Raw genomic sequence first — 23,290 nt, forward strand, 5'->3', positions numbered from 1 at the left:
TCAAGCCGTGGTGCAGCGAACCAACGTCCTGCTGACCGGTTTCGATCCGTTCGACCGCGAAGCCCTCAACCCCTCTTGGGAAGCCGTGCGTGCGCTCGATGGCTGGAAGTGCGGCCGTGCCACCGTGCATGCGCGCCAGATGCCTTGCGTTTTCGGCGATGCCATCGAGGCGCTTGCAGGCGCCATGGACGAACTTCAGCCGCAGCTGGTGCTGTGCATCGGCCAGGCCGGCGGCCGTGCGGAGATCACGCCAGAGCGCGTGGCCATCAACATCGACGACGGCCGCATCGCCGACAACGCGGGCTGGCAGCCGATCGACACCCCTGTGGTGCGCGGTGCGCCCGCGGCGTATTTTTCGACGCTGCCGATCAAGGCCATCGTGCGCGACCTGCGCGCGGCCGGCGTGCCCGCGTCGGTGTCGAACACCGCGGGCACCTTCGTCTGCAACCACATCTTCTACGGCCTGATGCACCGCATGGCCACGCACCCGGTGCAGGGGCTGCGCGGCGGGTTCATCCATATTCCGTACCTGCCCGAGCAGGCGGCGCGCTTTCCGGGGGTGCCCAGCATGTCGCTGGTCACCATGGTCGAGGCGCTGCGCGTCGCGGTGGCCACCTCTCTGGCTGTTGAAAAGGACATTGCCGAAACCGGCGGTCAGCTCCACTGAGCCAGCCAGGCGAGCAGCGCCGCATTGACGAGCGCGGGCTTCTCCATCGTGAGCATGTGCCCGCATTGCGGCAGCCACACCACTTCGGCATGCGGCACCAGCGCCGCAATTTCGCGCGTGCGGTCGGGCGGTGTCAGCCGGTCCGTGTCACCGCAAACCAGGAGCACCGGCGCACGCAGAGAAGGCAGGTGGGGGCGCGCATCGGGGCGCCGCATCACCGCGCGGTTCTGGCTGATGAGCTGCTGCGTGCCGGCGTCCAGCACGATCTCTACGTAGCGCTCGACCAGCGCCTGGTCGGCCGCCTGCGTGGGGTGAAACGCGAAGACGGCGTTCGGCTCGATCACGTCGCGCAGTTCACCGCGCTCGAACAGTTCGATGGCGCTTTCGCGCAGTTCGTACATGTCCGGCGACTCGGGCCGCGCGTTGGTGCCCAACAGCGCAAGCCCCGCAATGCGCTCGGGCGCCTGCCGCGCGGCTTCCATGGCCACCATGCCGCCCATCGATGCACCGCACAGCACCAGCGGGCCGGGGTTCTCGCGCAGCACGGCCGCGGCCATGTCTTCGATGCTGTCGTGGCGCATGTGGGCATCGCTCACGCGCGCCTCGAACATGGCCGGAAGAACGGGGAGCTGGGCCTCCCAGAGGCGCTCGTCGCAGGCGAGGCCGGGCAGCAAGACAAGGTGTGGCATGAGGCGGATTTTGCGTCATCGCGCGCTCCGGCGTAACGGCATAGGCTGCTTGGCCAGAAGCCATTCGGCAGCGGAATCGACATACTTTCCGTTGCTGCGCGATTTGCGGTTCGCGCGTTTCCGCTTCCTACCGAGGACAAGAAAATGAACCTGGTTCAACGCGTGCAGGACATCCTGCTCAAACCCAAGGCCACCTGGCCCGCCATCGATGCAGAGCCCGCGGACACCGCATCGCTCTACAAGAACTACGTGATGATCCTTGCGCTGATACCGGCGGTGGCGGGTTTCATCGGCCTGTCGGTCATCGGCTTCGGCGCCTTCGGTGTCGACTTCCGCGTGCCCGTGGTCACGGGGCTCGTGAACATGGTCGTCGGCTACGTGCTCTCGCTCGTCATGGTGTTTGTGCTGGCGTTGATCATCGATGCGCTGGCGCCCACATTCGAAGGCTCGAAGAGCCAGATCGGTGCGCTCAAGCTGTCGGCCTATGCCAGCACGGCGAGCTTCCTGGGCGGGGTGTTCAGCCTGATTCCGTCGCTGTCGATCCTGGGCGCGCTCGCGGCGCTCTACGGCATCTACCTGATCTACGTGGGCCTGCCGGTGCTCATGAAATGCCCGCCGGACAAGGCGCTGGCATATACGGCCGTGGTGGTGGTTTGCGCCATCATCGGCGGCGTGGTGATCGCCTGGGTGCTCTCGCTTCTGACACCCTCGCCCACGCGCGTGAGCACGGCACCGCTCGCAATGCAGGTGGCGGCCATGCAACAGATGGTGCCGCCGAGGCTCTGAGGGCCGCGCATGCGGTGGAGAATGGGCGTTCCATGCCAACGCCCACACCCGACTCCGCGACCGAACTCATCCTGATCCGCCACGGCGAAACGGCCTGGAACCGCGAACTGCGTTTTCAGGGGCATGCCGATGTGCCGCTCAACGACATGGGGCACGAGCAGGCGCGCCGGCTGGGCTTGCGGATGGCGGGCGAGACGGCGCAGCACATTGTCAGCAGCGACCTCCTTCGAGCGCAGCAAACCGCGGCGCCGGCGTCGCTGCAGCTGTCGCTCCCGGTGGTCACATCGGCGAGCTTGCGCGAGCAGCACTTCGGCGTGGTCGAAGGCATGCGGGCCGACGAAATACAAGCCCTGCACCCCAGGGCATGGGAAGAGTGGCTGCAGTTCCGCGAGGACCACGCCATGCCCGAGGGCGAGTCGGCACGCGAATTCCACACGCGCATCGTTGCGGCACTGGGCAACCTTGCAGCCACCTACCGTGGGCAGCGCCTGGTGGTCGTTACCCACGGCGGCGTGCTCGACATGGTGTGGCGCACCGCACGCGGCCTCAGCCTCAGCGGGCCGCGTCAGAGCGACATTCCCAATGCGGGCTTCAACCGCATCCGCATCGCCGACCCTGCAATGCCCGACGCCATAGAGATCGTCGACTGGGCCGACACGCGGCACCTTGCCGACCTGCCGCCGCAGCCGGTGTACGACCAGCGGCGGCATCTCGAAAAAACCTGAGCCGCCCGCACGGGCGCGTCCCTTCAGGTGCAGCTGCCGGCCTTCGGCGTGCGCAGCAAAGGCCGGCCGGCACCAATGCCCGTGGGCTTGCCGGCGTCTACTGCCAGGCGGCCGTTCACCAGCACCGTGACCACGCCTTCGGACAGCAGCGTCGGTTGGGTGTAAGTGGCCTTGGCGGCATAGCGAGCGGGGTCGAACACGACCACGTCGGCGTAGTAGCCGGGCCGCAGGTGCCCGCGTTGTTTCAGCCCCAGCGTGTCGGCGGTCAGCGACGAGCTGCTGCGAATGAACTGCCCCAGCGAGATCGTGTGTTCCTTCACCACGTACTGCTCGTACTTGCGTGCAAAGGTGCCGTAGGCGCGTGGATGGCCCAACGAGGAGTCGGATGACGTCATGACCCACGGCCGCTTCATGAATGCGCGCACGTCGTCGTCGCTCTGGTTGAACGAGGCGATGTTCAGGTCGCCGTCCCGTAGCACGGCAATGGCGGCATCCACCGGGTCGGCGTTCGAGGCCGTGGCCACGTCGGCCAGCGTCTTCCCCACGTACTTGGTGCTGCCGGCTGAAAACAGGATGGTCTCCGGACCGCCACGCAGGCGCAGGTTCTCGCGCATACCGGTTCGCAGGCGCTCCTGGACGGCCGCATCGTCGAAGCGCTTGAGCATGGCCTCGCGCCCGCCGTCGACTGCCCAGGGCGGCACCAGCGCTGCCGAGAAGCGTGTGCTCGATGCCGTCCACGGATAGTGATCGGCGGTGATGTCGAGACCGGCGGCACGCTCTTTCTCGATGCGGCGGATGATGTCGCCGCTTTGGCCCTGCACATCCACGCCCAGTGCCTTGATGTGGGCCACGTGCACCGGCAGGCGCGCCTCATGGCCGATGCGGATCACTTCCTCGATGGAGCCCTTGAGCCCGATGTTGTACATCGACTCATCGCGGATGTGGCTGTCGTAGAGCCCGCCGTGGCGAGCGGCGACCTTCGCGAGTTCGATGACTTCCTCGGTCTTCGAGAAATTCTGCGGCGGATAGAAAAGCCCGGTCGAGAGCCCCAGCGCACCATCGCACATGGCCCGGCTCACGTGCCTGCGCATGGCGTCGAGCTGCTCGGGCGTCGGCGCGCGATTGGCTTCGCCCAACTGGTCGATGCGCACGGGGCCGAAGCCAACGTACATGGCAACGTTGGTTCCAACGGGGGCCGACCGCAGGCGCTGGGTCTGTGCGGCAATGTCGAAGCCGCCGAAACCGTCATTGCCGATCACCGCCGTGGTCACGCCCTGGGTCAGGAAGGGAATGTTCAGGCGCTTGCGCGGATCTGTGGAATGCAGGTCGGCATCGGCGTGGGTGTGCGCGTCGATGAAGCCCGGTGCCACGACCATGCCGGTCGTATCGATGGTTCGCCGTGCAACGAACTGTGCAGGTGCCTTCCGGCCCGCGAAAACGATGCGATCGCCCACGATGCCGACATCGCCAACCACGGGCTCATTCGAATCGCCCGTGTAGACGGTGCCGCCGCGCAGCAGCAGGTCGAGTTCGACCGGGGCATCGGTCGCGGCATGTGCCGCGTTGGAGAGGCCCGCGAGGGCCGCGAGCACGGCAAGCACGGCAACTGATTTCTGCATGGAACGTAACTGGATCGATGTGGAGCGGCCAGTTTAGAAGTCGCTCCCGCGTGCCTGTTAATTCCTTTTGCGACACGCCCCATGACTGGAAGGCATGACCTCGCTTGCCCCTCAAAGGCGAGAAGCCAGCTGCTCGAGCCCGAGCCGCGCATAGACATCGCTCGTTTGGCGCCGCAGCCGCAGCGATTCGGGCTGGCCATTGAGCTGCTGCTGCAGGATGCCCTGCGCACCCGTGAGCGTGGCTTCGGTGCCGGCACGCACGAGGGCATCGAGGTACGCCTGCTCGAAGAGGTCGCGCTGCGCATGGCTGCCACCGATTTCGACCAGGCGAGGCAAGGCGCTGCCGAGCCCTTCGATGGCCGAAGCGAAGTCGCCTTGCGCATGGGCAATGAGCCCGCGAGCGGCCGGCACGCACACGTGCTGCCACGCGGCGCGGGTGGAGACGGGTGCGCGTGGCGCATAAGCCTCCATGTTGCACAGCAGCGCATCCGCCTCGGGCCGGCCCGCGCGGGCCAGGCCATAGAGGTACTGCAGGTCGAGAAAGGGCAGCACATGGTCGGCCTGGCGCTGCACGAGATAGCGGCCCACGTCGCTCCACCGCGAGCCGGCATCGATGCCCGCGAGCTCGAAGCGCGCGAGCAGCGAGACTGCGCCGATCTGGTCTTGCGAGTAGTCCTTTGCCACGCCCCACACTTCGCGGTCGTACACCGCGAGTGCTTCCGCATCGCGCCCGAGCTCGATGAGGAACAGGGCCACATGCCACCAGTTGTGCGTGACCATGAACGAATTGAGCCCGGTCCAGGTGTCGCTTACGCCCTGCATGAACGCCAGGCCTTCGGAAAGCCGGCCTTCTGTAAGCATCACATGCGCCAGCGCGTGGTGCGCCCACGGCTCCTTGCGGCACATGCCGATGGCGTGGCGGGCGCTGGCCTCGGCCTCGCGCATCAGGTGGCACTGCTCGTAGCCGAAGGCGGCCATGCCGTGCACATAGGGCACCTCGGACGCGGCCGGCAGTGCGGCAAGCGCGAGCCGGAGCATGCCCGGACAGTCACCGGTATTGAAGCAGTGATATTGCCCCAGCTTCAGCGACACGAGGTCGCGCGGGTACTCGCGCGACTGCTCCGTGTGCAGCGCAATGGCCCTGGCGATGTCGCCGTCGGCCCACGCTTCAATCGCTGCGATGTAGCGTTGCTCGCGCGGTGTGGCGCGGCCGGATGCGGCTCGGGCCTTGGCGAGATAGGGACGCGCATTGGCCACGGCATCGCGCGATTCGGCGAAGAGGTGAAGCGTTGCGCAATAGGCCTGGACGAGGGGGCTCGAGTCGCTGTCGCCCAGCGCCAACAGATTGACGGCGCGGGCCTCGGTCGAAACGAAGCCCATGACGAAGTCTTCGACAAGCGGCAGGCTGGCGGCATCGTCGAGCGTGAGCGGGTTGCCGAAGCTGTCGGCGTGCGGGGTTGCGGCGGGCATGGCCGGATGGTGCCATGCCCCGCCGCGGGCTTCAAACGCCCGCTTGCTGGTGGCGGTACTCCTGGGTCTTTCCGCCGTAGCCGTAGGCCGCGCCGCGGGCATCGATCACGTGGATGTACGACACCTCGTGGAGGTTGGGCCGCAGGCGCGCCATGGCGGCATGCACCTCGCGCAGGTAGCGCGCTTTTTCCGCCTTGGTGTTGGTTTCGTCCGTGACGCTGATGTCCAGGTGAAACGCCGACTTGCCAAGGGATGCCAGCGACTGCCCGCCGATGAACCACGTGTCGGCGGCGATGTACTGCACCGTGATGGCGATCACCGGCAACTGCTTGCCGAGCACGCTCTGAGTGAGCTCGGCAACGGTGTCGACGGTCTTGCGGGTGAGATCGGCGTCGGGCTCGCCCGAGAGATGAACAACGATGTGCGGCATTTGGAACTCCGTGAATGAGTGAACGATGGGGCTATTCTGGGCGCTGCGCTTCCATCGGAAAAGCAGGAAGATATGATGGCAAGCATCGGATTAACGAATGGATAAGCCATGCAGACATTCGACCTGGAGCAGCTGCGCACTCTTGCTGCGGTGATCGATGCCGGCAGCCTCACGGCGGCCGCGCCGCGCGTTTTTCTTTCGCAGTCATCGGTCAGCGAGCAGATCCGCAAGCTCGAAGAGCGGGCAGGGCAGTCATTGCTCACGCGCAGCAAGAGCGGCGTGGCGCCGACCGAGGCGGGCACGCGGCTGCTGGCCTATGCGCGCCGCATCCTCGCGCTCAGCGACGAGGCATTTCGCGACCTGCATGGCGAAACGCTGCAGGGCGAGCTGCGGCTCGCCGTGACCGACTACTTTCGGCCCGGCGATCTCACGCAACTGCTGGCACGGCTTGGCAAGAGCTATCCGCAGGTGCGACTGAGCGTGAGCATCCTGAAGAGCGACGCGTTGCGGGCGGCCTATGCGAACGGCGAGTTCGACGTGGGGCTGGCGATGCATATCTCAGGTGCGGCCTCTTCGCCGGAGCAGGTTCAAAAGGCGCCGGTGATACGCCGCGAATCGCTCGTGTGGCTTGGCGCAGCCGGCATGCGGTTGACCAAGGGCGAACCGCTGCGGCTGCTGGCCTTGCCGGACACCTGCTCGTTGCACCAGTACACCGTGGCGCTGCTTCGGCGGCGCAAGGTGCCGTATGTGCTGGCGCATGTGGCGTCAGGCGTGGCGGGGTTGCAGTCGGCATTGGCTGCGGGGCTTGGGGTGGCGTGCCTGAATGAATCGGCTGTGTGCGAGGGCGTGGGGCGGCTGGCAGGGCCGCATGGATTGCCGGCGCTGCCCCGGGTTGCGTTTCAGTTCTTGCCCGGCCGGCGGGGCGAAACGGAGTTTGTGACCCGGGCCCGGGAAATGCTCGCGACCCAACTGGTATGACACCACTCAGAAGTGGCGCAGGACTTGCGTCAAGCTGCATGACATGAACGCGCCACAACCCAGAACCCCGGCGGATTTCTTGCGGCACTCCCGCTTCGATGACGCGCAGGCCATCTTTTCAGGCACCTTGTTCGTCGCCATCGCGATGATGCTGTTCGGCCAGGCGGGCTTGCTCACGGGCGGCACGGCCGGCATCGCGTTTCTCCTGCACTACGCCACCGGTGTGAGCTTCGGCAAACTCTTCTTCCTGGTCAACTTGCCGTTCTACTGGTTCGCATGGCGTCACATGGGGCGGGCGTTCACCATCAAGACCTTCTCGGCGATCGCACTGCTTTCGGTCATGACCGACTGGGCTCCGCGCTACATCTCGATCGATTCCCTGCACCCAGCCTTCGCAGCCGTGCTCGGCGGATTGCTGCTGGGCACCGGATGCCTGTTTCTCGCCCGCCATCGTGCGAGCCTGGGTGGTGCGACGGTGCTGACGCTGTACCTGCAGGAAAAGCGCGGCTGGCCTGCCGGCAAGGTGCAGATCGGTATCGATTGCACGGTGGTGCTGCTGGCTCTGTTCGTGATTCCGCCGCAGCGCGTGGGCTGGTCGGTGTTGGCGGCTGTGGTGATGGGGCTTTTCTTGTGGATCAATCACAAGCCGGGGCGGTACGCTGCGACTTGAGTGGTCGCGCGCTTGTTTTTGGCGCTGCTGTTTTCGGGGCGCTGCTGTTCAGGGCGTGTGCAAAGGCCACCGGGTACTCCCCTCCGCGAATGTCCCCCGGGGCTAAAGGAGGAGGCCGCAGGCCGGGGGACATTCGCGGAGAAAGGTACCCCGTCGGCGGGTGCGCCCCCCGAAGAGTGCCCCGCACGATCAACCCCCGCGTTAGCTGGGCAAAGGAAGTTACTGGGCCGCCAGCCGAGCCAGCTTTCGATCACTCATCCGCTTGGCAACGCGCGGCAACACCAGCACAGCCACGATGATGACCACCAGCGCAATCGACATCGGCCGTTGGAAGAATACCGAAGCACTGCCTTCGCCAATCGACATGGCGTTGCGCAACTGCGCTTCCGCAAGCGGCCCAAGAATCATCCCCACGACCACGGGAGCGGTCGGGAAGTCGAAGCGGCGCATCACCACGCCGAGCAGGCCGATGCCGTAGAGCAGGAACAGGTCGAACGCGCTCTGGCGCATCCCATAGGCACCCACCGTTGCAAAGATCAGGATGCCCGCGTAGAGCTGCGGCTTGGGAATCTTCAGCAGCTTGACCCACAGGCCGACCATCGGCAGATTGAGCACCAGCAGCATCACGTTGCCGATGTAGAGCGAGGCAATCAGCGCCCACACCAGCGCGGCCGATGTGGTGAAGAGCTGCGGTCCGGGCTGGATGCCGTAGTTCTGGAACGCGCCCAGCAAGATGGCGGTGGTGTTCGACGTGGGAATGCCCAGCGTCAACAGAGGAATCAGCGCCGCCGTCACGGTGGCGTTGTTCGCGGCCTCGGGGCCGGCCACGCCTTCGATGGCGCCCTTGGTGCCGAACTCGGCCTTGGCATCCGCGTCCTTGGCCAGCTTCTTTTCCGTTGCATAGCTCAAGAAGGTCGGAATCTCGGTACCGCCGGCCGGAATGCAGCCGAACGGCGTGCCGATGGCGGTGCCGCGCAGCCATGCCGGAATCGAGCGCTTCCAGTCGCGAGCACTCATGTGCACGCGGGTCAGCTTGTTCTGGGCTTCGACCACCTTGCCTTCGTAGAGCACGGCATACAAAACCTCGGCCACCGCGAACAGGCCCACGGCCACCAGCACAATCTCGATGCCGTCGAGCAGCTCGGGAATGCCGCCGGTGTAGCGGCCCTGGCCCGAGATCTGGTCGAGGCCGATGCAGCCGGCCGCAAGGCCGATGAACAGCGCCGTCATGCCGCGCAGCGTGCTCTTGCCGAGCACCGCGCTCACCGTGGTGAAGGCCAGCAGCATGAGCAAGAAATACTCTGGCGGTCCAAGCTTGACCGCGAACTCTGCAACGAACGGCGCAAACAGCGTCACGATGACCGTGGCAATGGTCCCCGCCACGAAGGAGCCGATGGCGGCAGTGGCCAGCGCAGCGCCCGCACGCCCGCTCTTGGCCATCTTGTTGCCCTCCATCGCCGTGACCATGCTGGCTGTTTCACCCGGCGTGTTGAGCAGGATGGAAGTGGTCGAGCCGCCGTACATGGCGCCGTAGTAGATACCCGAGAAAAAGATCATCGAGGCCGTGATGTCGACCTTGCCGGTAATCGGCAGCAGCATGGCCACCGCCACGGCCGGGCCAATACCCGGCAGAACGCCAACGGCCGTGCCCAATGCACAGCCCACCAGGCACCAGAGCAGATTGACGGGGGTGATCGCCGCGGCGAAACCCGCCATGAGTGCGTTGAAGATTTCCATGTCAGAGCCACCCGGTCGTTGTAAGGCCCGGCAGGTTGATGGCCAGGAACTTGGTGAACATCCAGAAAACGGGCGCGGAAATGAGTGCGCCCGTCAGCAGATCGATGGCCCAGGTGCGCGGCACGCTGGCCGAGGCCTGGCCGCTTGCACGGCGCAGCCCCTGCACTGCGAGCACGTAGCACAGCATGCAACTCAGGATGAAGCCGAGTGTGGTGATGAGCGCTGCATTGAGCAGCAGTCCAGCCGAGACCCAGACAAAGCCCGGCCAGTAGGCATGCTCTGCGCCGGAGGGCGCGTCGAGCTCACGGAAGCCGCCGGTGCGAGCCTCCCAAAGGATCCAGGCGCCGCACAGGGTGAGCACGCCGGACACCAGCCAAGGCAGGAAGTTGGGGCCGACGCCGCCATAGCCGGCTTCTGAAGAAATGCCGATGGCGCCGAAAGCCAGCGCCAGGCCGGTCAGCAGCACGCCTGCGCCGACCAGGGTTTGCGGCCATGTGGCCGCGGGTTGCGGCGAGACCGAGGATTCTGGAGTTGTCATTTTTTCTCCCACAGTCAGGGAAAGGAATGGGGCCCGTTGAAGGGCCCCACTATCGAAAGTGCCCCCAATCTCCGAAGTGCGCGAAGACCGGGGGCGAGCCGGGTTCAGATCATTCCGGACTTGGCCATGATGGCGCGCAGGCTGGCGAAGTCGTCGTCCACGAACTTGGCGAAAGCTTCGCCCGACAGCACGGCCGGCGTCCAGTCGTTCTTCTTGAGCGACTCGGCCCACGACGGGCTCTTGAGGGCAGCCAGCACCATGTCGGTCAGCGCCTTGCGCTGTTCGGCGGTGATGCCGGGGGCGCCATATACGCCGCGCCAGTTGCCGATTTCGACGTCGATGCCCTGCTCCTTGAGCGTGGGCACGTTGATGCCCGGCAGGCGCTGGGCCGAGGTGACGGCGATGGGCTTCATCTTGCCGGCGGCAATGTACTCGGCAAATTCGCTGTAGCCGCTGCCGCCCACGGTGACGTTGCCGCCCAGGATTGCTGCGGTGGCTTCACCGCCTCCGCGGAAGGCCACGTAGTTGATCTTGGACGGATCGGCGCCGACCTTCTGCGCGATCATGGCCGCTGCAATGTGCTCGGTGGAGCCGCGCGAACCGCCGCCCCATTTCACGCTGCCCGGGTCTTTCTTGAGCTGCTCGACCACGTCCTTCATGGTCTTGAAGGGCGAGTTGGCCGGCAGCACGAACACGTTGTATTCGGTGGTGGTGCGGACCAGAGGCGTGGCCTGCGACAGGTTGACCGGCGGCTTGCCGGTGATGATGCCGCCGAGCATGACGGAGCCCATCACCATGAGCGCATTCGGGTCGCCCTTGGAGCCGTTCACGAACTGGGCCAGGCCCAGTGCGCCGGCGGCGCCGCCCTTGTTGTCATAGGTGACCGTGTCGGCCAGCTTGGCGTCGGTCAGTGCCTTGCCCAGCGCGCGGCCCGTTGTGTCCCAGCCACCGCCCGGGTTGGCTGGAATCATCATCTTGACGTTGGCGGCGGCGCGCGCCGACAACGGCAGGGCTCCGGCGGCGGCCAGCGCGGCCAATGACTTCAAAAAGGTGTCGCGACGCATCGTTGTCTCCTGAGAACTAAAGAAAACCTGACTTGGACCTGAGCCGCTATCATGCGCCGCCCCGCTGTCAGTTGGCTGTCCGCCGGACTGGGGAAAACACCGAAGTACCATTCCCCACCTCACCCCATGAAGCTGCTGCTGGTCGAAGACGATCCCTCGATGCAGGTCACCCTGCAGCGCGCCCTCGCCCGCAGCAAGATCGACGTGCGCATCTGCGGCGACGGCGCCCTGGCCGTCGAGCAATGGCGCGAACTGGAGCCCGACGTGGTGGCGCTCGACCTGAGCCTGCCCAACCTGGACGGCCTCCAGGTGCTGGCCCAGGCCCGCGCCGCGGGGCTGCGCACCCCCGTGCTGCTGCTGACCGCCCGCGGCACGGTGGGCGACCGCATCATGGGCCTGAACGCCGGGGCCGACGACTACCTGCCCAAGCCTTTCGACCTGGACGAACTCGAAGCACGCATCCGGGCGTTGCGCCGCCGCCACCAGAATGCCGGCCCCGACGTGGGGCTGAACCCCCAGGAGGTGGGCGGCCTGCGCTTCGAGCCAGAAAGCGGCGCTGTCTACCACCGCGGCGGCATCCTGGAACTCACGCCGCGCGAGCTGGCACTGCTCAAGGCGCTGATGATGAAGCCGGGCCACGCCGTGAGCAAGGAGCGCCTGTTCGAGCTCGTGTTTCCGGGCGAAACCGACGTGCAGTACGAGGCCGTCGAGGTGGTGGTGTACCGCCTTCGCAAGAAGCTGGCGGGCACCGGCGCGGCGCTGATGACGCTGCGCGGGCTGGGCTACCTGTTGCGCGCCGAACCATGAAGAAGGCCTTGTCGCTGCGCGCGAGGCTGCTGTTCGGCATTCTCGCGCCGGTGGCGCTGTTCATCGTGATCAACAGCGTGAGCCTGTACCGGCAGAGCCTGGCGGCGGCCACCACGGCTTATGACCGCACCCTGCTCGCCTCGGCCAAGACCATCGGCGAGCAGCTCGACGTCGAAGGCTACGACGAAGCGGCGCGGCTGCGCGCCATCGTTCCGTATTCCGCGCTCGAGGCTTTCGAGGCCGACAACCGCAGCCGGCTTTTCTATCGCGTTTCAGCGCTCGACGGCGAAATGGTCTCGGGCTTTGCCGAACTGCCGTTCTGGCGCGGCCGCATTCCCGACCGGGGTGCCTATTCGGCACTGGTCGACTTCTACGACGCGCGCTTTCGCGACCAGCCGGTGCGGGTGGCCGTGTTGCTGCAGCCCGTGGCAAGCGGCAAAGGCCGTGGCATGGCCGTGGTGCAGGTGGCCGAAACCCTGGAACTGCGCGAAACGCTTGTGCGCAAGCTGCTCATCGACATGCTGTGGCGCCAGTTGCTGCTGATGGGCGTGATCGCATTGGTCACCGTGCTTGTGGTGCAGCGCGCCACGCGGCCGGTGCGGGAGCTCGGCGAAGCCATCGAGAAGCGTGCAGCCGATGACTTTTCTCCGATCGACGCACCCGATGCGCCGCGCGAACTGCGCCCGCTGGTCGATGCCACCACCGAGGTCATGGGGCGGTTGCAGCGCCTGCTGGACCACCAGAAGCGCTTTGTGCGCGACAGCGCTCATCAGTTGCGCACGCCCCTGGCGGTGCTGAAGGCGCAGGTTCAATCGGCGCGGCGCGGCGACGTGGCGCCGGAGCAGGCGCTGGCCGAAATCAGCCACACAGTGGAACGCGCCACGACGCTCGCCAACCAGATGCTCTCGCTTGCCAAGGTGGAGCAATTGCGCCAGCAGCCGGAATCGGTTCCGCTCGAACTCGGCGAAGTGGCGCGGCAGATTGCGCTCGACCTCTCGCCGCTCATCGCCGACAAGGCGCTCGACTTCGAACTGGCCGTCGACCAGCCCGTGACCGTGCGCGCGCACCGCTGGATGCTGCAGGAGCTCACGCGCAACCTGTTGCACAACGCCATCAAGCAGAGCCCGCGCGGGGGTGCGCTTTCGGTCATGGTGCGCTCCGCGGGCGACGAGGCGGTGTTGACGGTGCGCGACGAAGGGCCCGGCATCTCTGCTGAACTCCGCCAGCGCCTGTTTGCGCCGTTCTCCGCCGGCGACGCTGGCAGCGGTTCGGGGCTGGGCTTGGCCATCTGCCGCGAAATCGTGCTGGCGCTCGGCGGGCGCATCAGCCTGGACAACCGCCTCGTGCAGGAAAATTCCGCACAGGTGGTCGGGCTCGACGCTGTCGTGCGGCTCCCTGTCTACCACCACAATTCCTGAATATGGATCGCTTGCGCATCGACAAATGGCTTTGGGCAGCCCGCTTTTTCAAGACGCGGTCGCTGGCTGCGGAAGAGATCGGCAAGAACCGCGTGCAGGTGAACGGCGACGTTGCCAAGGCCTCCCGCGAAGTCAAGGCGGGCGACACCGTTGCCATTCGCCTGGGCCCAATCACGCGAACGGTCATGGTGCGCGGCCTGAGCGGGCAACGCGGCCCCGCGCCGGTGGCGCAGCAGCTCTATGAAGAAACGGCGGAGAGCATTGCCGCGCAAGCCGCCGCGCGCGAACAGCGCCGCATGGGCAGCGAGCCCGCGCTGGCCATCGAGCAAGGCCGGCCGACCAAGCGCGATCGCCGCGAACTCGACGGTGCGGCGCGCCATGCCGACTGGGACAACCGCTGGAGCGCGTCCATCGACCCGGAAGAGAACGACCGCTGACTGCCGATCGCGTACGCTGCGTGTTTTTGCACGGAGCCCCGGTTCATGGCCAGCCTTAAGAAATACCGCGTCGGCAGCAACTTCGATCTCTCGCAGGTGAGCCCGGGAGACACACCGTTTCTCGAAGGCAACGAAGCGGCGCAAATCGCCGAAATAGATGAGCTGGCAGCCGAACTCGACGAAATGCAAGACCTGCTGCATGCAGAGGGCCGCCGCAAGGTCCTGCTGGTGCTGCAAGGCATGGACACCAGCGGCAAGGACGGCACGGTCCGCTGGGTCTTTTCACGTACCTCGCCGCTTGGCGTACGCGTAACGGCCTTCAAGGCGCCCACCGAGGACGAGCGCGCTCGCGACTACCTGTGGCGCTGCCACGCGGTTGTGCCGCGCAATGGCGAGATCGCGGTATGGAACCGCAGCCACTACGAAGACGTGCTGGTGCCTGTGGTCGAAGGCTGGATCGACAAGGCCGAGGCCAAGCGGCGCTATGCGCAGATCAACGATTTCGAGCGCCTGCTGGTGGAAACAGGAACGGTGGTGGTCAAGTGCATGCTGCACATCGACAAGGACGAACAGCGCGAACGCCTTCAGGCGCGCATCGATACGCCGGGCAAGCAATGGAAGTTCAGCATGGGCGACCTCGAGGTTCGCACCAAGTGGAGCGCCTACCAGCAGGCCTACGACAAGGCGCTGCGTGCCACTTCCACCAGCCACGCGCCCTGGTACGTGATACCCGCCAACCACAAGCGGCACCGCAACCTCATGATTGCCAAGCTGCTCATGAAGACCCTGCGCGAAATGAAGCTCAAGGCGCCGCCCGCGGATCCGGCGCTCAAGGGCATGATCATCAAGTGAGCGTTGCCGCCGGCGCGTGCCAAAAGGCACGCCGGGCCGCTCGGGCCGCGTCAGGAGCGGCGGATGGGCGACTGGCCGAGCACCCGGCACTTGCCGAATTCGCAGCGCACAGCCAAGGTTGCGCCGTTCGAGCACGGCACGTTGTAGGCCTCGTAGCCGGGGCCCTTGGCCGTCAGTTCCGCGCGCGGCTGAATGCTGCACCGGCCAGCCTTGGCAAGGACTTCGGCGTTGTAGGTGTCCACGCCGGTACGGCGCGGCGCCAGCACCACTTCCGGATTGAAGGAGTGGCCGTAGAACGAGTCGCGCACGTTCGGGTCGAGATTGCGGTAGCCGCGCTTTGCCATGCAGTGCACGATGGCGGTCTGCTGGTGCTCGGCGATCAGCTCTGCATCAGGGCGGTACGACATGTCGATGATGGCGGCCGCAATGCCGCCTTGAGCTGCTGCAGCGACGATGCCCTGGCCGTGCACGGTGATCAGCCCCAAGCCCAGCGCAAACCACATGGCATCGCCCGTTTCGCTGCGCGCGGTGATCCGCGTCGCTGCGATGCGGCAATCGGCCACGTCGCTGTCGTATCGGGTCTTGTCGACGCCTTCCATGGCCACCATGGGCACATAGGAGAGCCCCGACCCTGTTCCAGGCTCCGTTGGTGTCGGCGGCGTGCTGACGCACCCGGCCAATGCAACAACAGCGCACACGACGCTCAGCAGCAGCTTCATGGAGATCCCTCGTCCTCTTCGCGATAGTTCGGGCGATTTAACCATACAGATGGTTACTTTTGCGCCAGTTTTGTCGCAAAGCTGCTACGACCAGGTGGTTGGACGAGATTTATTTACGCTGAATTTGAAATTGCCGCGTCCGTGCGTTTGTTCTCAAAGGTGACGGGGCAGCCAATCTGAATACTTTGGAAAACCTTTGGAGCATGGAGCGGTTCGGACCGCAGGTGGAGCCGTGCCACGATATGCCCACCGACCGGTCTCATCAAAGGAGCAAGACTGCGCATGAACAAGAACCCCGGCGACGCCATCCGCGAACTCTACGCAGCGCTCTGGCACTTTGCCGCAGGTGCCCGCGGACAGTTGCTGGGCGCCACGGCACTGCTCGCCTCCTCTCAGCTGATCCGGCTCACCCTGCCCTATCTGGCCGGCCAGGCGATCAACGCGCTGCAGCGCAACGAATTTGGCGCGGCTGGCCGCTGGATTGCCACGCTGGCCGGCGTATATGTCGGCGCCTGGGCGTTGCACGGCCCAGGGCGCATCCTGGAGCGCAACGTCGGAGTGAAAGTGCGCGAGGCGGTGGCCGACCGGCTCTATGCGCGGATTGCCGCGGCGCCGCTCGTCTGGCATGACAGCCACCATTCGGGTGAGCTGCAACATCGCGTGCACCAAGCCAGCCGGGCACTGTCCGATTTTGCGCAGAACCAGTTCATCTGGCTCACGAATGCCGTCAACTTCGTCGGGCCGCTGGTCGCCCTTGCGCTGCTGTCGCGCACCAGCGGGCTCACCGCCTTGGGCGGCTATGTGCTCATCGCCGTCGTCATCCTTCAGATCGACAAGGCGCTGATGCGCCTGGCCCGCGCCGAGAACGACGCGGACCGGCGCTACGTATCCGCCCTGCTCGACTTCCTGGGCAATGCCTCGACCGTCATCGGCCTGCGCGTGCAGGGCGCCTCGCGCCTGCTGTTGCGCCGCCGCATGGCCGCCATATCGCTGCCGCTCAAGCGCACCGTCGTGCTGAACGAAGGCAAGTGGTTTGCCGTCGACCTGATGGGACTGGCGCTGACCTGGGGCCTGGTGGTGATCTATGTGTGGCAGGCGCGCACCCCGGGCCAGGCGGTGATGCTGGGCGCGGTGTTCATGATCTACCAGTACGCGCAGCAAGCAGCCGGCGTGGTGACATCGGTCGCGGCCAATTTTTCTTTCTTCGCGCGCATGCACACCGACTACAGCAGCGCCGAGCCCATCTGGCAGGCGCCGATGAACAGCGCGGAAGAAACATCGCCCGATCAAGTCCCCGAGCACGAGCGCATCGAGCCCGACGCCGCATGGCAAATGCTGCAGGTCGAGGGCTTGCAGTGGAACTATGCACCGCGCGGCGCGGTGGCCGTGGCCGATGAAGAACCTGTTCGCGGCGGCCTCAAGGCCGTCACCCTGACTCTTCGCCGCGGAGAGCGCATTGCGCTCGTCGGCCCGAGCGGTGGCGGCAAGAGCACCTTGCTGCGCGTGCTCGCGGGCCTCTACGCGCCGCACGGAGGCACGCTCTCCATCGACGGAAGACAGACGGATTGGACGCAGCTGCGCCGCATCGCCACGCTGATTCCACAGGAAACCGAAGTGTTCGAAGCCAGCGTGCGCGAGAACCTCTCGTTCGGCCGGCCGTTCACCGATGACTCATTGCACGCCGCGCTGCACGCCAGCGCGTTCGACGAAGTGCTGAAGGCGACCAACGGAGACTTGGACACTCCTGTTTCCGAGCGTGGGTTCAATCTCTCCGGAGGCCAGCGCCAGCGTCTTTGCCTAGCCCGCGGCGTGCTCGCGGCACAGGGCAGCTCGTTGCTGCTGCTCGACGAACCCACCAGCGCGCTGGACGCCGGCACCGAAGCCCGCGTGCTGGAGCGGATTGCCAATGCATTCCCCCGCGCCTGCGTGGTCGCATCGATCCATCGGCTGAGCCTGCTCGAACGCTTCGACACCGTGGTGGTGATGGAGGCCGGCAGAGTGCTCGACGCGGGGCCGCGCGACGCGGTGTTGAAGCGCCAGCCGTTGCTGCAGCGGCTGGTTGCGCCTGGCGAGGCGGAATCGATTTCCAAATGAAAAAACGCACCCGAGGGTGCGTTCTTAAAAGCGTCATGGACGCTGGGTCTGGCGGAACCGGAGGGATTCGAACCCTCGATGAGGCTCTACACCCCATACTCCCTTAGCAGGGGAGCACCTTCGGCCACTCGGTCACAGTTCCTGAAAGAAGCCGAGATTATGCCACTGTCAGGCGGCAGGTTGGTCCAGATCGAAGGCTTTGTGCAACGCGCGCACTGCCAATTCCATATATTTTTCGTCGATCACGACCGAGGTCTTGATCTCGCTGGTCGAAATCATCTGGATGTTGATGCCCTCTTCGCTCAGCACGCGGAACATCTTGCTGGCCACACCCACGTGGCTGCGCATCCCGATGCCCACGATGCTGACCTTGCAGATCTTGGTGTCGCCCACGATCTCGGTGGCGCCCAGCGAGGGCATGACCTTCGATTGCAGGAGGTCGACCGTCTTCGCATACTCGTTGCGGTGCACGGTAAAGCTGAAGTCGGTGCGGCCGTCCTTGCTGAGGTTCTGGATGATCACGTCGACCTCGATGTTGGCGTCCGCCACGGCACCGAGGATGTGATACGCGATGCCCGGCTTGTCGGGCACGCCCAGCACCGAGATCTTGGCTTCGTCGCGGTTGAAAGCGATGCCGGATACAACGGCTTGTTCCATGTTTTCGTCTTCCTCGAAAGTGATCAGCGTGCCGGACTTGGCCTCTTCATTGATGTCGATGTCCCAGGGCGTGAAGCTCGAAAGCACACGCAGGGGAACCTTGTATTTGCCGGCGAATTCCACCGAGCGGATTTGCAGCACCTTGGAGCCCAGGCTCGCCATTTCGAGCATCTCTTCGAAGCTCACGGTCGAGAGGCGGCGCGCATCGGGTTCCACGCGCGGGTCGGTCGTGTAGACGCCGTCCACGTCGGTGTAGATCAGGCACTCGTGCGCCTTCATTGCAGCAGCAATGGCCACGGCCGAGGTGTCGCTGCCGCCGCGGCCCAGCGTGGTGATGTTGCCGCTGTCGTCCACGCCCTGGAAGCCGGTAATGACGACCACCTTGCCGGCGTCGAGGTCGGCGCGCACGCGTTCGTCGTCGATGCTCTCGATGCGGGCCTTGGTGTACGAGTTGTCGGTACGCACCGACACCTGCCAGCCCGCGTAGCTGACGGCTTCCATGCCTTCGGCTTGCAGGGCAATGGCCAGCAATGCAGATGACGCCTGTTCGCCGGTGGCGGCAAGCATGTCGAGTTCGCGGCCGTGGGCCTCGCCGGGTTTGCTCGGCGCCAGCTCTTTGGCGAGCCCGAGCAGGCGATTGGTTTCGCCGCTCATGGCACTTGGGACCACGATCATCTGGTGGCCGGCACGCGCCCACTTGGCGACGCGCTTGGCGACATTCTTGATGCGCTCGGTCGAGCCCATCGACGTACCGCCGTATTTGTGAACGATCAATGCCATGGGTGAATTCAGAGAAAAAGAAAGGGCCGCTCCACTCCCGAGTGCCTGCGCGGCGCCCTGCAAGCCGTCAGCGCGAAGCCTTGGGCGAGGGCCTGGAATTGTACCAATGCAGAAAATCGCCCCGGCGCTCGATGAAACCGTTGGCCACCTTGAGGTGGATGCGATGGCCGCGCGTGGTGCATGCCTGCAACTGGCTCAACAGTTGGTCGAGCTGCGCTGCACTGGGCGCGCAGCCGTGGGCATGCATCAGCCAGTGCCGCAGCACGTTCGCCTGGCGAGCTTGCGAAAGCAGTCGCAGCGCGGCAATGCGCGGCGGGTCACCCACTGTGGACAGGTCTTGCGCCGCCAGTTCACCCAGCAGTTCCCGCGCTTGCGCGGCGTGGCTGATGCTGCGAGTGAAGGTAGAGCGGAATTGCGGAAAAGTCTGCGCCAACGCAGGCAGCAACACGGCGCGGATCCGGTTGCGGGTGTAGCGCTCGTCCTGGTTGGTCGGATCTTCGATCCACGGCAAGTCGAGACCTTTCAGCCAGGTGCGAATGTCGGCGCCGGGCACCGCCAGCAGCGGCCGGTAGATGTCGAGGCCATTGCGCTGCGCATGGGCCGGCATGGCAGCCAGTCCCGGCAACCCGGCGCCCCGGGAGAGCGCCAGCAGCAGAGTCTCGACCTGATCGTCTGCGTGGTGCCCGAGAACTATGGATTTGATAGCGCCGGCCGGCTCGACTGAGCTGGCCATTGCCGCAAAAGCTTGGTAGCGGGCACGCCGTGCCGCGTCTTCGGGGCTGTCGCCCTGCGCGTGCCGGGCATCGACACGGTGCACCACCAGCGGAACGCCGAGCCGCTCGCACACTGCAACGCAATGGCGCTCGAAATCGTCGGCCGCAGCTTGCAAGCCATGGTGTACGTGAAACGCAACCACCTGCCCCGGCCAAGCCGATGCGCAAGCGGCGAGCAAGGCAGTGGAATCAGCGCCGCCGCTGAAGCCGATCGCCAGCGGCAGATGCGCCGGCTCGAACGCGGCCATCGCGCGTTCGAAGGCTTCGTTCATGGGGCGCTTGCTTACCTGCCGGTGTCGGCCTTGGTGTCGTTGAAGCGCCCGTAGCTTTGCAGGCGTTCGTAGCGGCGGTCGAGCAGTTCCTTCGGCTTCAGGTCGCTGACCTGGCGGAAGGCGTCGTTGAGCGCGCGCTTCAGAAAAGCGGCCATCTGGCGATGGTCGCGGTGCGCGCCGCCGACCGGCTCGTTAACGATCTTGTCGACCAGCCCCAGCGCCTTCAGGCGGTGCGCGGTAATGCCAAGGGCATCGGCCGCTTCCTGCGCCTTGTCGCTGGTCTTCCACAGAATGGAGGCGCAGCCCTCGGGGCTGATCACCGAGTAGATGGAATACTGCAGCATCACGAGCTGGTCGCCCACCGAGATGGCCAGCGCACCGCCGGAGCCGCCTTCGCCGATGATGGTGACGATGATCGGCACTTCGAGCTGCGCCATCTCGTAGATGTTGCGGCCAATGGCCTCGGACTGGCCGCGCTCTTCGGCATCGATGCCAGGGTAGGCGCCGGGCGTATCGACGAAAGTGAAGACCGGCAGCTTGAATTTTTCAGCGGTCTTCATGAGCCGCAATGCCTTGCGATAGCCCTCGGGCTTGCTCATGCCGAAGTTGCGCGCCGTACGCTCCCTGGTGTCGCGCCCCTTCTGGTGGCCGAGCACCATGCAAGGCGTGCCATTGAAACGCGCCAGGCCGCCAACAATCGAAAGATCGTCCGCAAAATGCCGGTCGCCGTGCAGTTCGACGAAATCGGTGAAGATTTCGTTGACGTAGTCGAGCGTGTAGGGGCGCTCCGGATGCCGCGCGATCTTGGTGATCTGCCAGGGCGTCAGGTCGCTGTAGATGTCTTTGGTGAGCTGCTGGCTTTTCTTGCCGAGCTGGTCGATTTCCTCCGAGATGTCGACCGCCGATTCGGTCTGTACATAGCGCAGTTCTTCGATCTTGGATTCGAGTTCAGCAATGGGCTGCTCGAAGTCGAGGAAGGTTCGTTTCGCCAACGTCTTCTCCTGTTGTTCAGTATGCGACCGGTACCGGGTCGAGCGAGCGCCAAATATACCAAGTTGCCACACTGCAAAAAGGCGCCCAGGCCACGGCGACGTCGCGGGCATCGCTGCGGCTCACGGGATCGCCCGAAAAATAGTTGACGCTGATGCCATTGAGCAGGCCCAGGTCGTCCACCGGCAGCACATTGGGGCGCATCAGGTGAAAGATGAGGAACATCTCGGCCGTCCAGCGGCCGATGCCGCGAATGGCCACGAGTTCCTCGATGATGAGCTCGTCCGACATGTCCTTCCATGCGTCGACGTGCACCGCGCCGGAATCGAAGTGAATGGCCAAGTCGACGAGATATTCGACTTTGCGCGCCGACAGCCCTGCCGCACGCATGTCGTCGACCTTGAGCTTGAGCACGTTGGCCGGCGTCAGTTTGCGCGGCAACACCGCGAACTTGTCCCAGACGGTCTGTGCGGCCTTCACCGAAATCTGCTGGCCCACGATGCTGCGCGCGAGCGTGGTGAACGCATCCCCGCGCGACTCGAGGCAGGCATCGCCGAATTTCGGGATCAACCGCTTCATCACGCGGTCTTTCTTGGCGAGGTGCTTGCAGGCCTCCTCCCAATAATCGGGCGTGAAGATCTGCACGCTCGATTTCTTGGTTGCAGGCATGGGGTTGGTGGTTCCGTTCACTGCGCTGCGGCCCAGGTCGTGCCGGTGGGCGAATCCTTGAGGACGATGCCCTGCGCCAGAAGGTCGTTGCGGATGCGGTCGGCCTCGGCAAAGTTCTTTGCGGCCTTGGCGGCTGCGCGCTGCGCAATCAGCACCTGGATTGCGGCATCGTCGAGACTGCTGCCCGCTTGCAGGAACGCCTTGGGATCACCTTGGAGCAGCCCCAGCGTACCGCCGAGCACCTTGAGAAGGCCGGCGGTTTCCGCGGACTGCGTACGGTGGACTCCCGTGGCCAATTCAAACAGGATTGCAATGGCCCCAGGCGTGCCGAAGTCTTCATCCATCGCAGCCTTGAAAGCAGCTGCGTGCGGGTTCGTCCAGTCAAGCGCGACTGGCGCGGGGGTCACCAGGTCCAGCGCCGTGTAAAGGCGCTTGAGCGAGTTGCGGGCGTCGGTCAGATGCGCATCGCTGTAGTTGAGCGCGCTGCGATAGTGCGTGCGAACGAGGAAGAAGCGCAGGCTTTCGGCGTCGTACTTCTGGAGCACCTCGCGGATGGTGAAGAAATTGCCCAGGCTCTTGGACATTTTTTCGTTGTCCACGCGCACGAAGCCGTTGTGCACCCAGAAGCGGGACAGCGGCTTGCCGTGGGCGCCCTCGCTTTGCGCAATTTCATTCTCGTGGTGCGGAAACTGAAGGTCCGCCCCGCCTCCATGGATATCGAAGGTTTCACCAAGCGTGGCGCAACTCATCGCGGAGCATTCGATATGCCAACCCGGGCGGCCGGTGCCGAAGGGGCTGTCCCACTTGGCATCGTCGGGCTCGGATGGCTTGGCTGCCTTCCAGAGCACGAAGTCGAGGGGGTCCTGCTTGCCCTCGAGCACTGCGACGCGTTCGCCGGCATGCAATTCGTCGAGCGACTTTCCCGACAGCTTTCCGTACCCGGGAAACTTGCGCACCGCATAGTTCACGTCGCCGTCGGGCGAGCGATAGGCCAGCCCCTTGCGCTCCAGCGTCTCGATGATGCCGAGCATTTGCGGAACGTACTCCGTCGCACGCGGCTCCAGAGTGGGAGGTTCGATGCCAAGCGCGCCGATGTCTTCGTGCATGGCGGCAATGACTTCATCAGTCAGTTGGCGAATCGTGATGCCACGCTGCACCGCGCGAGCAATGATCTTGTCGTCGATATCAGTGATGTTTCGCACGTAGGTCACGGCGTAGTCGCTCGCTCGCAGCCAACGCTGCACCACGTCGAAGGCCATCATCATGCGGGCATGACCGATGTGGCACAGGTCATAGACCGTCATGCCGCACACGTACATGCGCACCCGGCCCGGTTGCAATGGGGAGAACTCCTCCAGTTCACGCGAAAGCGTGTTGTAGATGCGCAGACTCATGAGGCTCGGAAAGCGTCGCTTCGCGCACGTGCGGCACGGGCGAACGACGTTGATT

General features: G+C 65.2%; 23 protein-coding genes and 1 tRNA gene. 10 read left to right on the forward strand and 14 right to left on the reverse strand.

The features are described from left to right. Positions 1-7: 7 nt before the first annotated feature. Positions 8-667: a pyroglutamyl-peptidase I gene (gene pcp, locus QHG62_RS25490; protein ID WP_281148379.1), complete on the forward strand. Its 660-nt coding sequence runs from the start codon at positions 8-10 to the stop codon at positions 665-667. On the opposite strand, the gene QHG62_RS25495 is transcribed toward pcp, so the two are convergent. Continuing rightward, on the reverse strand, positions 655-1,356 hold the full coding sequence (locus QHG62_RS25495; protein WP_281148380.1) for an alpha/beta fold hydrolase: 702 nt from the start codon (positions 1,354-1,356) through the stop codon (positions 655-657). The genes pcp and QHG62_RS25495 overlap by 13 nt on opposite strands. Before the next feature lie 144 nt (positions 1,357-1,500). Between QHG62_RS25495 and QHG62_RS25500 the strand changes: the two genes are divergently transcribed. Together QHG62_RS25500 and QHG62_RS25505 are read left to right on the forward strand one after the other, a co-directional pair. Beyond that, positions 1,501-2,142, forward strand: coding sequence for a Yip1 family protein (locus tag QHG62_RS25500; RefSeq protein WP_281148381.1), 642 nt, complete (start codon positions 1,501-1,503; stop codon positions 2,140-2,142). Positions 2,143-2,174: 32 nt separating this feature from the next. Then, positions 2,175-2,867, forward strand: coding sequence for a histidine phosphatase family protein (locus QHG62_RS25505; protein ID WP_281148382.1), 693 nt, complete (start codon positions 2,175-2,177; stop codon positions 2,865-2,867). A gap of 23 nt (positions 2,868-2,890) precedes the next feature. Here the strand turns inward: QHG62_RS25505 and QHG62_RS25510 are convergent, their stop codons facing one another. From QHG62_RS25510 to QHG62_RS25520, 3 genes are all read right to left on the reverse strand, one after another. Next, positions 2,891-4,486: an N-acyl-D-amino-acid deacylase family protein gene (locus QHG62_RS25510; RefSeq protein ID WP_281148383.1), complete on the reverse strand. Its 1,596-nt coding sequence runs from the start codon at positions 4,484-4,486 to the stop codon at positions 2,891-2,893. A gap of 111 nt (positions 4,487-4,597) precedes the next feature. Beyond that, complete coding sequence (locus QHG62_RS25515) at positions 4,598-5,956, reverse strand: tetratricopeptide repeat protein (RefSeq protein WP_281148384.1); 1,359 nt, start codon at positions 5,954-5,956, stop codon at positions 4,598-4,600. Between the two features lie 31 nt (positions 5,957-5,987). After that, positions 5,988-6,386, reverse strand: a complete 399-nt coding sequence (locus QHG62_RS25520) for a tautomerase family protein (RefSeq protein ID WP_157615687.1) — start codon at positions 6,384-6,386, stop codon at positions 5,988-5,990. 108 nt (positions 6,387-6,494) lie between these two features. Between QHG62_RS25520 and QHG62_RS25525 the strand changes: the two genes are divergently transcribed. Next, the gene (locus tag QHG62_RS25525) at positions 6,495-7,364 is read left to right on the forward strand and encodes a LysR family transcriptional regulator (RefSeq protein ID WP_281148385.1); all 870 of its coding nucleotides are present in this window, start codon (positions 6,495-6,497) and stop codon (positions 7,362-7,364) included. 43 nt (positions 7,365-7,407) lie between these two features. Continuing rightward, entirely contained in the window at positions 7,408-8,034 is a 627-nt protein-coding gene (locus QHG62_RS25530; protein WP_281148386.1) for a YitT family protein, read from the forward strand. 219 nt (positions 8,035-8,253) lie between these two features. Here the strand turns inward: QHG62_RS25530 and QHG62_RS25535 are convergent, their stop codons facing one another. From QHG62_RS25535 to QHG62_RS25545, 3 genes are all read right to left on the reverse strand, one after another. Further along, a complete protein-coding gene (locus QHG62_RS25535) occupies positions 8,254-9,771 on the reverse strand; it encodes a tripartite tricarboxylate transporter permease (RefSeq protein WP_281148387.1) in 1,518 nt (505 codons plus the stop codon). 1 nt (position 9,772) lies between these two features. Then, a complete protein-coding gene (locus QHG62_RS25540) occupies positions 9,773-10,309 on the reverse strand; it encodes a tripartite tricarboxylate transporter TctB family protein (RefSeq protein ID WP_281148388.1) in 537 nt (178 codons plus the stop codon). A 104-nt stretch (positions 10,310-10,413) separates the two neighbouring features. After that, positions 10,414-11,373, reverse strand: a complete 960-nt coding sequence (locus QHG62_RS25545; protein ID WP_281148389.1) for a Bug family tripartite tricarboxylate transporter substrate binding protein — start codon at positions 11,371-11,373, stop codon at positions 10,414-10,416. Positions 11,374-11,499: 126 nt separating this feature from the next. Between QHG62_RS25545 and QHG62_RS25550 the strand changes: the two genes are divergently transcribed. The 4 genes from QHG62_RS25550 to QHG62_RS25565 are packed head-to-tail and all read left to right on the forward strand — an operon-like array spanning position 11,500 to position 14,887. Then, positions 11,500-12,180: a response regulator transcription factor gene (locus QHG62_RS25550; protein WP_126749534.1), complete on the forward strand. Its 681-nt coding sequence runs from the start codon at positions 11,500-11,502 to the stop codon at positions 12,178-12,180. Then, positions 12,177-13,598: a sensor histidine kinase gene (locus QHG62_RS25555; protein WP_281148390.1), complete on the forward strand. Its 1,422-nt coding sequence runs from the start codon at positions 12,177-12,179 to the stop codon at positions 13,596-13,598. The genes QHG62_RS25550 and QHG62_RS25555 overlap by 4 nt, the downstream gene beginning before the upstream one ends. A 2-nt stretch (positions 13,599-13,600) precedes the next feature. Then, entirely contained in the window at positions 13,601-14,035 is a 435-nt protein-coding gene (locus QHG62_RS25560; protein ID WP_281148391.1) for an RNA-binding S4 domain-containing protein, read from the forward strand. A gap of 45 nt (positions 14,036-14,080) precedes the next feature. Further along, positions 14,081-14,887 carry a PPK2 family polyphosphate kinase gene (locus QHG62_RS25565; RefSeq protein WP_281148392.1) on the forward strand — a complete coding sequence of 269 codons (807 nt, stop codon included), beginning with the start codon at positions 14,081-14,083 and terminating at the stop codon, positions 14,885-14,887. Positions 14,888-14,937: 50 nt separating this feature from the next. On the opposite strand, the gene QHG62_RS25570 is transcribed toward QHG62_RS25565, so the two are convergent. Then, positions 14,938-15,606 (reverse strand): hypothetical protein, encoded by a 669-nt coding sequence (locus tag QHG62_RS25570; RefSeq protein ID WP_281148393.1) that lies wholly within the window; start codon positions 15,604-15,606, stop codon positions 14,938-14,940. A gap of 282 nt (positions 15,607-15,888) precedes the next feature. On the opposite strand from QHG62_RS25570, the gene QHG62_RS25575 reads away from it, so the two are divergent. Beyond that, positions 15,889-17,700: an ABC transporter ATP-binding protein gene (locus tag QHG62_RS25575; protein ID WP_281148394.1), complete on the forward strand. Its 1,812-nt coding sequence runs from the start codon at positions 15,889-15,891 to the stop codon at positions 17,698-17,700. 49 nt (positions 17,701-17,749) lie between these two features. On the opposite strand, the gene QHG62_RS25580 is transcribed toward QHG62_RS25575, so the two are convergent. The 6 genes from QHG62_RS25580 to cysS form a co-directional block, all read right to left on the reverse strand. Then, positions 17,750-17,842, reverse strand: a tRNA-Ser gene (locus tag QHG62_RS25580). Positions 17,843-17,868: 26 nt separating this feature from the next. Then, on the reverse strand, positions 17,869-19,137 hold the full coding sequence (locus QHG62_RS25585) for an aspartate kinase (RefSeq protein WP_281148395.1): 1,269 nt from the start codon (positions 19,135-19,137) through the stop codon (positions 17,869-17,871). Positions 19,138-19,204: 67 nt separating this feature from the next. Then, the gene (gene tilS, locus QHG62_RS25590) at positions 19,205-20,182 is read right to left on the reverse strand and encodes a tRNA lysidine(34) synthetase TilS (protein ID WP_281148396.1); all 978 of its coding nucleotides are present in this window, start codon (positions 20,180-20,182) and stop codon (positions 19,205-19,207) included. 11 nt (positions 20,183-20,193) lie between these two features. Beyond that, complete coding sequence (locus tag QHG62_RS25595; RefSeq protein ID WP_281148397.1) at positions 20,194-21,174, reverse strand: acetyl-CoA carboxylase carboxyltransferase subunit alpha; 981 nt, start codon at positions 21,172-21,174, stop codon at positions 20,194-20,196. A 16-nt stretch (positions 21,175-21,190) separates the two neighbouring features. Continuing rightward, positions 21,191-21,841, reverse strand: coding sequence for a DNA-3-methyladenine glycosylase family protein (locus QHG62_RS25600; protein WP_281148398.1), 651 nt, complete (start codon positions 21,839-21,841; stop codon positions 21,191-21,193). Positions 21,842-21,858: 17 nt separating this feature from the next. After that, positions 21,859-23,235, reverse strand: coding sequence for a cysteine--tRNA ligase (gene cysS / locus QHG62_RS25605; RefSeq protein ID WP_281148399.1), 1,377 nt, complete (start codon positions 23,233-23,235; stop codon positions 21,859-21,861). Between the last annotated feature and the right edge of the window lie 55 nt (positions 23,236-23,290).

The sequence above is a fragment of the Variovorax paradoxus genome (assembly GCF_029919115.1).
Classification (GTDB): Bacteria; Pseudomonadota; Gammaproteobacteria; order Burkholderiales; family Burkholderiaceae_C; genus Variovorax; species Variovorax paradoxus_O.

Bases quoted from the DNA above. Each gene is read 5' to 3' on its own strand.
- QHG62_RS25545 (WP_281148389.1), bottom strand. From the start codon at position 11,373: ATGCGTCGCGACACCTTTTTGAAGTCATTGGCCGCGCTGGCCGCCGCC.
- QHG62_RS25515 (WP_281148384.1), bottom strand. From the start codon at position 5,956: ATGCCCGCCGCAACCCCGCACGCCGACAGCTTCGGCAACCCGCTCACG.
- QHG62_RS25520 (WP_157615687.1), bottom strand. From the start codon at position 6,386: ATGCCGCACATCGTTGTTCATCTCTCGGGCGAGCCCGACGCCGATCTC.
- cysS (WP_281148399.1), bottom strand. From the start codon at position 23,235: ATGAGTCTGCGCATCTACAACACGCTTTCGCGTGAACTGGAGGAGTTC.
- QHG62_RS25525 (WP_281148385.1), top strand. From the start codon at position 6,495: ATGCAGACATTCGACCTGGAGCAGCTGCGCACTCTTGCTGCGGTGATC.
- QHG62_RS25600 (WP_281148398.1), bottom strand. From the start codon at position 21,841: ATGCCTGCAACCAAGAAATCGAGCGTGCAGATCTTCACGCCCGATTAT.
- QHG62_RS25540 (WP_281148388.1), bottom strand. From the start codon at position 10,309: ATGACAACTCCAGAATCCTCGGTCTCGCCGCAACCCGCGGCCACATGG.
- QHG62_RS25535 (WP_281148387.1), bottom strand. From the start codon at position 9,771: ATGGAAATCTTCAACGCACTCATGGCGGGTTTCGCCGCGGCGATCACC.
- QHG62_RS25510 (WP_281148383.1), bottom strand. From the start codon at position 4,486: ATGCAGAAATCAGTTGCCGTGCTTGCCGTGCTCGCGGCCCTCGCGGGC.
- QHG62_RS25570 (WP_281148393.1), bottom strand. From the start codon at position 15,606: ATGAAGCTGCTGCTGAGCGTCGTGTGCGCTGTTGTTGCATTGGCCGGG.
- QHG62_RS25500 (WP_281148381.1), top strand. From the start codon at position 1,501: ATGAACCTGGTTCAACGCGTGCAGGACATCCTGCTCAAACCCAAGGCC.
- QHG62_RS25550 (WP_126749534.1), top strand. From the start codon at position 11,500: ATGAAGCTGCTGCTGGTCGAAGACGATCCCTCGATGCAGGTCACCCTG.
- QHG62_RS25555 (WP_281148390.1), top strand. From the start codon at position 12,177: ATGAAGAAGGCCTTGTCGCTGCGCGCGAGGCTGCTGTTCGGCATTCTC.
- QHG62_RS25495 (WP_281148380.1), bottom strand. From the start codon at position 1,356: ATGCCACACCTTGTCTTGCTGCCCGGCCTCGCCTGCGACGAGCGCCTC.
- QHG62_RS25505 (WP_281148382.1), top strand. From the start codon at position 2,175: ATGCCAACGCCCACACCCGACTCCGCGACCGAACTCATCCTGATCCGC.
- QHG62_RS25585 (WP_281148395.1), bottom strand. From the start codon at position 19,137: ATGGCATTGATCGTTCACAAATACGGCGGTACGTCGATGGGCTCGACC.
- QHG62_RS25530 (WP_281148386.1), top strand. From the start codon at position 7,408: ATGAACGCGCCACAACCCAGAACCCCGGCGGATTTCTTGCGGCACTCC.
- QHG62_RS25575 (WP_281148394.1), top strand. From the start codon at position 15,889: ATGAACAAGAACCCCGGCGACGCCATCCGCGAACTCTACGCAGCGCTC.
- QHG62_RS25565 (WP_281148392.1), top strand. From the start codon at position 14,081: ATGGCCAGCCTTAAGAAATACCGCGTCGGCAGCAACTTCGATCTCTCG.
- tilS (WP_281148396.1), bottom strand. From the start codon at position 20,182: ATGAACGAAGCCTTCGAACGCGCGATGGCCGCGTTCGAGCCGGCGCAT.
- QHG62_RS25560 (WP_281148391.1), top strand. From the start codon at position 13,601: ATGGATCGCTTGCGCATCGACAAATGGCTTTGGGCAGCCCGCTTTTTC.